Here is a 9760-nt window from a genome sequence, read left to right as displayed (position 1 = left end):
GGCGGTGCTGGTGGAGACGCTGCGTCCAGGCCGAGCCGCTGGTTTGCTCGTCGGCCGCGACGACGAGGCGAACCGGCTGCTGGACCTGCTCGCCCCCGACCCTGCTCCGGACATCGAGCCGGACCCGGAAACGACCGGGCGGGCGGTGGTGGTGTCGGCAGTGGCCGGAATGGGCGGGATCGGCAAAACCGTCCTCGCCGTGCACACCGCGCTGACGGCGGCGGGGAGGGGCTGGTTTCCCGGCGGGGTGCTGCTACTGGACCTGCGCGGCTACGACCCCGGCCAGGTGCCAGCAGTGCGGCCGGAACAAGTGTATGCCTCGCTGCTGCGCGAGCTGGGCCTGCCCGCCGAGCAGATTCCCGCCCTCCCCACCGAACAGGCAGGGGTGTATCACCGGGTCCTCGGCCAGCTCGCCGGCGCCGGTGAGCGGGTGCTGCTGGTGCTGGACAACGTCGCCGAACCTGCCCAGGTCCAAGACCTGCTGCCACGCCATCCGGCGCACCGAGCGCTGGTTACTACCCGTGATGTCCTGGACCTTCCGCGCGCTCGCCGGATGTTCCTCGATGTCCTCAGCGAACCCGCCGCAGCCGACCTGCTGACCCGGCTCCTGCGTGCCAGTGACCCGCAGGACCTGCGGCCGACGGAGGAAGCGGAGGCGGTGGCGCGGCTGACGGGGTTGTGCGGGCGGCTGCCGCTGGCGGTGGAGATCGTCGCGGCGATCCTCACCGACGAACCCGCGCTCGCCATCACCTCCCTGGCTGACCAGCTTGGCGACGCCGAGACTCGCCTGGACGCCATGGACTACGGAGGCAGGAATGTCACCGCGGTTATCGACTTCTCCTACCGCCGTCTCGCCGCCGGTGTCCCCGAGGCCGCGGAGCTGCTGGCCCTGTTGACGGTGAATCCGGGGCCGGACCTGTCCACCGACACCGCCGCCGCCCTCGCCGGCACCCCTGTCGTTGTGGCAGCGAAGCGGCTGCGGGCGTTGCGGGCGGCGTCGCTGCTACAGCACACCCGCACCGGCCGGTGGAAGCTGCACGACCTGATCGCCCTCTACGCCCGCCATCACCTCGCTCCCGATACCACGGCCCCGGCCACCACCCGCCTGCTCGACTACTACACCCACATCGTCCACGCCGCCGACAAACACCTGCGAGCCCTGCCCGGCCAGCCGGTACCGGCCCAGTTCACCAGCCGAGGAGAGGCGCTGGCCTGGTTCGACGCCGAGCACACCAACCTCACCGCCGCCGTCGCCCACGCCCACCACACCGGCCACCGTGACACCGTCGCCCTCGCCACGTGTCTTCAGGAATATCTGACGTGGCGGCATTACCTCACCGAGCAGGTCACCGTCGCCACCCACGCCGCCACCGCCGCCACCGCCCTCGACGACCCACACGCAAGGGCCATCGCGTTGAACAACCTCGGGATCGCGCTGCAAAAGGTCCGGCGGTTCGACGAATCGATCACCGCCCACCAGACCGCCCGCGACCTCTTCCGGGAGCTGGGCGACCGCCACCGCGAAGGCCAGGCGTGGAACAACCTCGGGGTCGCGCTGCGAGAGGTGCGGCGGTTCGACGAGGCCATCACCGCCCACCAGACCGCCCGCGACCTCTACCAGGAGCTGGGCGACCGCCACAGCGAAGGCGGAGCGTGGAACAACCTCGGGAACGCACTGCAGCAGGTGCGGCGGTTCGAGGAGGCCATCGCCGCCTACCAGACCGCCCGCGATATCTGCCAGGAGCTGGGCGACCGCAACCGAGAAGGCGGAGCGTGGAACAATATCGGGGTCGCGCTGCGAGAAGTGCGGCGGTTCGAGGAGGCCATCGCCGCCTACCAGACCGCCCGCGATATCCACCGGGAGCTGGGCGACCGCAACAGCGAAGGCACAGCGTGGAACAACCTCGGGGTCGCGCTGCGAGAGGTATGTCGGTTCGACGAGGCCATCGCCGCCTACCAGACCGCCCGCGATATCTACCGGGAGCTGGGCAACCGCAACCGCGAGAGCGGAGTGTGGAACAACCTCGGGATCGCGCTGCAAAAGGTCCAGCGGTTCGACGAGGCCATCGCCGCCCACCAGACCGCCCGCGACCTCTACCGGGAGCTGGGCGACCGCCACAGCGAAGGCGGAGCGTGGAAGGCCCTCGGGAACGCGCTGCAAAAGGTCCGGCGGTTCGACGACGCTGCGCGCGCCTGGGGCGAGGCGGCAGCCGCCTTCGACGATTCTGGTGACGAAGAGTCAGCTGTCCGGGTGCGGCAGTTGCTGGAGGATCTTCGACCGTGGCGAAACACCGGGTCCGCCTGAGTAAGACGACAGCCCGCGGTCCGGCGCGAGCGGACGGAGCCTACCAGCGTCCAGTGTGACGAGCGCAACGATTGGCCACGAGACGACGACGAGTTCCGCCGCCTCACCCGCAAGCTGATGATGTGCCTGTGCCGCAGCATCTTCGTCGGCCGCGGCCGCGGCCGACCGCCCGCTACCTCCTCAGCACTAGCCACAGCTATCCTGTCAGCTCGCGATCAACCTTGACGCCGCGAAACCGACGCACCTCAGTCCGAGCATGGTGACAACTAAAGCGCACAAGTGACAGATTGCGCGCACAGTCACATTGGACGTGGCGTGCGCCCGACTGACTCGACTTGACTTCTGAATCGAACTCATGTTCGACTCAGCTGGGGTCGCCGGGAACCGCAGGCGGCCCTTGTCTGTGGATGCAAGCAGGTGACCTGAGGTGGACGAGTGGCCGTCAACTGTGCGGAGAGTCAGCCCGCCGATTCCCGCCTGGGTGAGCGTGCGCAAGTTGCTCGTGCTCGGCACTGAGATCCTCGCCCCGCGCAATCGCGCTGGCCTGCGAATCGAGGCCGAGATCCCCGGCCTGCTGTTCGAATGGGCCCGCCGCGAGGACGGTGGATTGCTCGGCTGGGTCACTTACCAGCTCGTCACGGCCGACGACCAGTGGTCGCGACCCGTCAGCCACTACGTGCCAGCGCACTTGCTTCGAAGGCGAGGTCCGGCCCGTCGTCAGCAGTTCGGCGACTACCGACCTCGCACTCACGGATAATTCTTGGCGCGGACGGCAAGCTGGGCGTCTGCCGCGAATCACATCTCGGGCACGCGGAATCTCAGGCTGCGTCCGAGCGGGCACGGGAAAGCGCCAACATTCGGCATCGCGGTGATACTGCGGCAGGCAATTGCCAAGCCATTCGTCGAATGCCCTGGCGCAACGGAATCGGCTTGATCTGCCGTGTCGCGCCGGCGCTGGGCGAGATCTGGGTGCAACCTGGGGGCCGTCGATCTCGGCCGTACGCTCGCCGGGCAATCCGCGAGAACTTCGGGTGTGCATACGCCTTCGTCAAGCTTGTCGGTAGCCCGGACAGGTGAACGGCGCCGCGGTGAGCCGAAACTCAGCGCCAGATCACGTTGACCTCACGCGGCGATCTCCGGTTACCCCGTAGATGTCTTCGCAGCCGTGATGCTGGCCGCGAAAGGCGGAGCGGGGCGCCTGCTTCGCCGGCAAGCGGAGTCACCCGGAATTGTGCCTTGACTTGAATCGGCTCTAATCGCCTGACGAAACCTATCCGTCATCTCCGCTCCTTTTTGGACTATTTCATTCTCGTCAAGGAGGGGTAATGTCCAAAACTATCGCCTTGCGGAACATGTCCGTGGCAAGCGTATCCGCGCTTGCTCTCTGGATAGGTACTGCTTCGGGAGCGTCGGCGGTGCCATCCACACCAGCGCGAGTCCTCGACCCTTGCGGCTACATCGACCCTGGGATGTATCGGCACTGCGACGGCGGGAGCGGCTCGTAGTAACCGGGCTGACACCTGACGCCACCGTTCCACCACGCGTCGATCGCCCTCAGCCTGATGACGGGCTCCGGTTGCAAGCCTGGAGCGGTGCGGAAATTGGAGTAGTCCCATTTGCTGGATGTGAACCAGAATCCCTGCATTACCTAGTGTGACCGCGGTAGTTCAAATGGGTGAACTGTCGCTGTTTGTATCCATCCGCGCACGCTGCGGGCATACCTTGAAATATCCAAGGTCGCTTGGCGAAGTAAACAGCCGGTCGGGTTGGAAGGCTGCTCCGGGGAGGGGGCGAACCGATGGCTTTGGGCGTGCGTGGCAATTTTGCCGCAGCAATGAGCTGCGGTGAGTTCCGTGCGATGTGGGCGGCCGAGACGCTGTCTGTCATCGGCGACCAGCTGGCGAGGGTCGCCCTGGCGTTGATGGTCTACGGACGCACGAACTCGGCGTCGTTGACGGCGCTGACCTACGCACTGACCTTCGCGCCTGCCGTGCTTGGCGGATTTCTCTTGTCGGGCCTTGCTGATCGGTATCCGCGCCGCGCGGTGATCGTCGTGACCGACGTCGTCCGCGGTTGCCTCGCGCTCGCGATGGTGATTCCGGGCTTGCCGCTGCCTGCGCTGTGGTGCTTGGTCGGTGTGTTGACGCTGGCCAGCGCGCCGTTCAAAGCGGCGCAGCTATCGCTGCTCCCTGACGTCCTGCCAGCCGAGCTTTACCAGGCCGGTCTCGGTTTACGTCAGGTCACGACGCAGACCGCACAGGTGGCCGGCTTCGGCCTGGGTGGTGTTCTGGTTCCGGCGTTCGGTGCTAGCACGGCGCTGGCGATCAACGGTGGGACGTTCCTGTTGAGCGCTGTGGTGGTTTTGCTCGGCGTTCGGCCACGGCCAGCGGCGAGCCGTAACCCAGATGCCGCTGAAGCCGTGCAAGCAACGGCATCGCATCGGGTCGGTTCGCGGTTGGTCGCTCCCGTAATTTTGATATCGATGGTCGGCCTTTTAGTGGTGCCGGAAGGCATTGCGGCACCGTTCGCCGGGGCGATCGGCGCGGCGTCGCTCGCAGTCGGTTTGCTCATGGCGGCGGACCCGGTCGGCAGTGTCATCGGAGGGTGGTGGGCCGCCAGAAGCAGTTCCGTGGCCTCGCCTCCGGCAGTGATCGTGCCGGCGGTAGCTGCCGGGTTGCCGTTGGTCGCTTCGGCGGCGGTGCCCTCGCTACCAGTGGCGGCGGTGCTGTGGGCGGTGTCAGGTGCGTTGTCCACGATCTACTTGGTTCGCCTGCAATCCGTCGTCGTGGCGATCGTTCCCGATTCGCGACGGGGGACGGTGATGGGCAGGCTGAGCACCTGCATCTACACCTCGCAGGGCGTGGCGATCGTGGCCGCGGGGCTCGCGGCTGACCGGGTCGGTCCGGTGGTCACCGTGGCGGCCTCGGGCGCTGCCGCGTCCGTGCTGGCCGTAGGGGCCGCGGTCGTGTGGAAACGAACTCGCCCGCGGCAAGCGAAAACTGCCGAGGACGAGCCCGCGCCGATAAGCCGACTACCTTCACCAATCCTTGTTGCGCATGCGACCCCTCCAGGGACATCCGGCGGTGGGGAAGGACCGCAGCCAAGAACGGATTGAAGACCGTGGCCTTCCCCGTGGGAACGGAAGCGAGATCAGTATGCAGCGTGTTACCGGCTCCGGGCAGCCCAGTCGGGCAACCCGGGTGAGAAGTTGGGCAATCTGGTCCCTGCCTGCACGTGTCCGTGTGTTTGTGCTGATCGTCGAGCTGTTCACGGTCGGAGTCGTCGCGGTCGAGGCAGTGCCGACGCGGCTGACCGCACACGACCTCCTCACCTGCGTGGTGGTGATCGGTCTCGGGGTCACAGCGGCCGAGATGGCTCGTCAGGTCGAGCGGCGCCGCCGTCGATTCGCGGACAAACCGCACGTCAACTTTTCGTCGGTCTGGACGCTGGCCGCCGCGTTGACGCTCCCTGGTGTCTTAGCCCTCGTTGTGGTGGCTGCGCTTTACCTGCACCTGTGGTTGCGAAGCTGGCGGGGCATTGTCGGTGTCTACGCGCATCGGACGGTGTTCAGCGCGTGCAATGTGATCTTGTCCTGCCAAGTGGCAGCCTGGTGCGCCCGCTCGATGAACGTGCTCCCCCTCGGGCATGACCGGAGCGCATGGACCGCTCTCATTGCCGTCGTGGTCGTCCTCGCCTACTTCGTGGTGAACTCGGCGGTTGTCGGGGCTGTCATCGCGCTCTCGACGTCGACGCGGTCGCTGAAGCGTCTGATCGGCCGCCTGAACGAGAACCTCCTGGAACTGGCGACGCTGTGCATGGGCACGTTGGCTGCGTTGCTCATCGCGCAGCTTCCCTGGCTGCTGGTCCTCGTCTTCGTTCCGCTCTACGCGCTGCACTGCAGCGCACTCGTCAGGCAGTTTGAGCAGGCCGCGATCAGGGACCCGAAGACCGGGTTGTTGAACATGGCCAGTTGGCGCGCGCTGGCAGAGAGCGAGTTCGCGCGTGTCCGGCAGCTTGGATCCAGCCTCGGCATCGCACTCATCAACATCGACCATTTCGGAAAGCTGAAAGCTATTCACGGCCCGCTGGTCGCCGACGCTGTTCTTCGTGCGGCGGGCAACGCGCTGAGTTCTGTCGTACGCAGTGACGACTTGTGCGGATGCCTCGGCGGTGACGAGTTCGTCGTGATGCTGCCGGGCGGCGATGCGGAAAACATTGTTGTTGTGGCCCAACGGATCCGAGAACGTATTGCTGAGCTCGAGGTCGATGGGGCGGACAAGAGCCCGGTAGAGATCACCGCGTCGATCGGTGCAGCAGTCTTCCCCGCGGTCGGGCACGACCTCAACGACGTCATGATCGCCGCGGACAACGCACTCTTCGCGGCCAAGGACTCCGGCCGGAATCGGGTCAAGGAAGCGTTGTAGTTCAACTGGATTCGGACGTCCGACGGTTGGCAGCCCAGCTGGCCAACGGTCGCAACATGCTGAGCAACTCTCTGCCGTCCGGGCTGAGCTTGTAGTAGACCCTCGAAGCGCCGACCTTCGCGACGTCCTCCTCCCGGCGCTCGACCAACTGGTTCTTCTCCAGCCGCTTCAGGGTGTCGGTCAGGACGCGCGGGCTGACCGGGTTCCGCTGACCGTTGAGTGCCCTGTTCACGTCGTTCTTCACTTCCCCGAAGGGCAGTTCGCCGACCGCCAACGTAGCGATGACAGCGATCGTCCACTGGCCGGTCAACAGCGATGACAGGTCGTGAAGGGCCTGGCGGTATGACGAGCCTTCGTCCTTGTCCACCCTCTGGTGAATACATGATCAATTGACCGCTCGCCACCACTTCCTCTGGATCGGTCGCGGTGTGGACTGAACGGGTGAACATGCGCGCGGTGAGTCCAAACTCAGCAGGCCGTTACGTTGCGCTCACCCGAGGTCAGCGCGCTAGACCGGGTTGGTGCCCGGGGAGAACGGCCCTGGGAACGGAAGCAGCGAGGCGCCCCGCCCGGAAGCCACCGGGCGGGCGTCTCGCCCGAACCTTCGGCCGACGAGAGCCGCCAGCGAGGGCCAGTCCGCCGGAAACAGCGCGCAGGAGGCGACACGATGTCGACCCGGATATTCGAGATCGCAAGCCGGCGGAGCGGGACGCCGTCGGCTGGTTCGGGAACGGTGATCAGCGGCGTCCGGCCGTTCGTTCCGATTCGCAAGGATGCTCCCGTGCTGCTGCGGTTGCGGGCACGCACGCCCTGGTTGTTCCGTTGTGCGCTGCGGCCGTCACGGAAGCGCCAGGCTCAAGCTGACCGACACAGAACCAGCACAAGATCGGGACAGAACGAGCACTGATTTGTCCTCGGCCGACGCTGGTCACGCTCGACAGCTCGGGGTCATGGTTGGAGACGCAGGCACGGTTGTAATGGCCGAGACGGCCACCGAGCGGTTCAGGAGGCAGCAAGATGACGTGTTGCTCCTCGTTAGGAGGCCCGCATGGCGGCGTATCTTCCGTGGGTCACGTGCGGTACAGGGCTGTTGCTCGGGTCGTTGTCGGTCCTGGTCGCCGAACGAGCAGCCGGCGATCTGCCGCTGCGGTCAGCGAGGACCCGCACCGCGGTGTGGCTGGCGACCTCGGTCGCAGTCGGCGGGTTGTACTTGGTCGGCTGGCTGCGGTTCGGCGCGACCTCGATGCTGGCGACCTGGTGCTGGGTGTGCTCGCTCGGGATCAGCTTGGCACTCGCGGACCTGTACTTTCGCAGGCTTCCCTTCGCGCTCGTCGCGGCGTTCGGAGCAGGCGGAGCAGCAACGTTTCTCGCTGCCGCGGTCGCCGACGGACGGTGGGGAAGACTCGCTTTTGCGTGTGGCGCGGCTGCTGCCGTGTTCGCCGCAGCCGTTGCAGTGCAGATGGCGCTGCCAGATCACACGGGTGGCGGAGACACGGCACTGTATGGAGTCCTCGCCTTGTACCTGGGGTGGTTCGGGTGGGCAGGACTCTTCCGGGGGTTGCTGATAGCCAGCGGACTCACCGCGGTGGTAGGGCTCGTAGTTGCAGCGTGTTCAGGATGCGCGCGAACACGCTTCCCAGCGGGTCCGTCGCTCCTAGCTGGCGCGTTCGCGAGCGTGCTGCTCGCGTGAATCCGGTGGAGACAGCGGCATTCTCGAGGTCAGGCTGGACACAGAGTGGGGAGGAAGCCGGGATGTTGACCCGAGCAGGACGACTGCGTCGTGTTGTTGCGCTTACGGGTGCCGCTGCGGTAACCGTCGGCCTGGCGGGCTGCAGCGGAGATGGTTCGCAGCCACGTCCTTCTTCTCCGAATCTGTCAGCGCCATCGCCGGGGCCGACTGCGCCGAGTTCGTCGCCGTCGGACGGCAAGGAAGCGGTCGCGGCCGCATACACGCAGTTCTGGCCGCGATCGTTGGACGCTGGCAACGGGCCTGAGGATTCCTGGCGGGGAGCGCTGGCGGCAATCGCGGTCGATCCGCAGCTGTCGGCGACGTTGGCCGCAATGGAACGGCAGAAAGCCGCGGGCATCACGACTTACGGTCAGGTCACTGTGCGGATCTTGTCAGTCGAGATGTCAGGTTCCACGGCGAAGGTGGTCGACTGTCAGGACGCTTCGCATGCGGGACAAGCAGATGCGCGTACGGGAGCGAAGAAGACGGTTGGCGTAGCGAGGATGCTGGTGCACGCGATGCTTGTTCGCGACACGGCCAACGGAACGTGGAAGGTTTCGAAAACCGAATTTCCTGGCGGTGCGTGCTGATGCGACACCACATCCGCCTCGCCACTGTGACCGCGTGCGCCGTAGTCGCCAGCGGGTTCTCCGTCGTGAATTCAGGTATCGTCGCTGCGAGTTCTGACGATGACGGCCAGGTGATCGTCACTCCTTCCGATCCGCTTGGCCGTTACTCCCAGCCGGGCGTCGACATGCGGGTTCTGGAGTCTCAGGGCGAGGCCCCGGCCAGCCACGGTCCGGGACCACCGGCCAACGGACCGGACCGCCAATCGGGCACGAAAGGCCGGTCGGACCCATCAAGCGCGCTGCCACCAGGCTGCTTCATCGGAGGGTTCGGCGCAGGCGGTGGATTGCATGGACCAGCCGGGAGCGCCTTCGGTATGCGGTGCATGCCACCACTGCCTGCCAACTCAGCGCCTGCTGCGCCCGCGCCCGCCGCACCTGCTTTGCCGTCACCGGCAGGGTTGGCCGCGCAGGCGTTCGAACAGCTGCGGCTGCCGTTGCCGCTCCCTCGTCATTCCCCTGACGTGCAGTTACCGGATGGACGTGCAGCGACGATCGTCGGCGAGAACACGTGGATCTGGACAGATCGCGGTGCGTGGACATCAGCCGTGAAGAGAGTTCAGGTCGGGCCGGTATGGGCGCAGGTGACCGCAGTCCCGACACGCCTGACGTTCGATTCCGGCACAGGCGGCTCGACTTCGTGCGACGGGCCGGGGACCCCATTCAACGGCTCCTT

7 protein-coding genes are annotated in these 9760 nt (G+C 66.3%); 6 read left to right on the top strand and 1 reads right to left on the bottom strand.

Annotated features, from left to right (window positions below):
* The 4 genes from D0D37_RS21575 to D0D37_RS21555 form a co-directional block, all read left to right on the top strand.
* Positions 1-2305: tetratricopeptide repeat protein (locus D0D37_RS21575; RefSeq protein ID WP_208720075.1), on the top strand; the 2305-nt coding region annotated here is incomplete at its 5' end.
* Between the two features lie 481 nt (positions 2306-2786).
* On the top strand, positions 2787-3062 hold the full coding sequence (locus tag D0D37_RS21570; protein ID WP_116202366.1) for a hypothetical protein: 276 nt from the start codon (positions 2787-2789) through the stop codon (positions 3060-3062).
* 1041 nt (positions 3063-4103) lie between these two features.
* A complete protein-coding gene (locus D0D37_RS21560) occupies positions 4104-5420 on the top strand; it encodes an MFS transporter (RefSeq protein ID WP_116202364.1) in 1317 nt (438 codons plus the stop codon).
* Positions 5421-5553: 133 nt separating this feature from the next.
* Positions 5554-6729 carry a GGDEF domain-containing protein gene (locus D0D37_RS21555; protein WP_162834375.1) on the top strand — a complete coding sequence of 392 codons (1176 nt, stop codon included), beginning with the start codon at positions 5554-5556 and terminating at the stop codon, positions 6727-6729.
* A 1-nt stretch (position 6730) separates the two neighbouring features.
* Here D0D37_RS21555 and D0D37_RS21550 read toward each other — a convergent pair whose 3' ends face one another.
* The gene (locus tag D0D37_RS21550) at positions 6731-7096 is read right to left on the bottom strand and encodes a winged helix-turn-helix transcriptional regulator (RefSeq protein ID WP_162834374.1); all 366 of its coding nucleotides are present in this window, start codon (positions 7094-7096) and stop codon (positions 6731-6733) included.
* A gap of 681 nt (positions 7097-7777) precedes the next feature.
* On the opposite strand from D0D37_RS21550, the gene D0D37_RS21545 reads away from it, so the two are divergent.
* The gene (locus D0D37_RS21545; RefSeq protein WP_116202361.1) at positions 7778-8419 is read left to right on the top strand and encodes an A24 family peptidase; all 642 of its coding nucleotides are present in this window, start codon (positions 7778-7780) and stop codon (positions 8417-8419) included.
* Between the two features lie 371 nt (positions 8420-8790).
* Positions 8791-9048, top strand: a complete 258-nt coding sequence (locus tag D0D37_RS21540) for a hypothetical protein (RefSeq protein ID WP_162834373.1) — start codon at positions 8791-8793, stop codon at positions 9046-9048.
* Positions 9049-9760: the final 712 nt, after the last annotated feature.

The organism is Amycolatopsis circi (genome assembly GCF_003385235.1).
GTDB classification, from domain to species: Bacteria; Actinomycetota; Actinomycetes; order Mycobacteriales; family Pseudonocardiaceae; genus Amycolatopsis; species Amycolatopsis circi.
The sequence above is the reverse complement of the archived record's forward strand: the minus strand, read 5'-3'. Positions and strand labels throughout refer to the sequence as shown.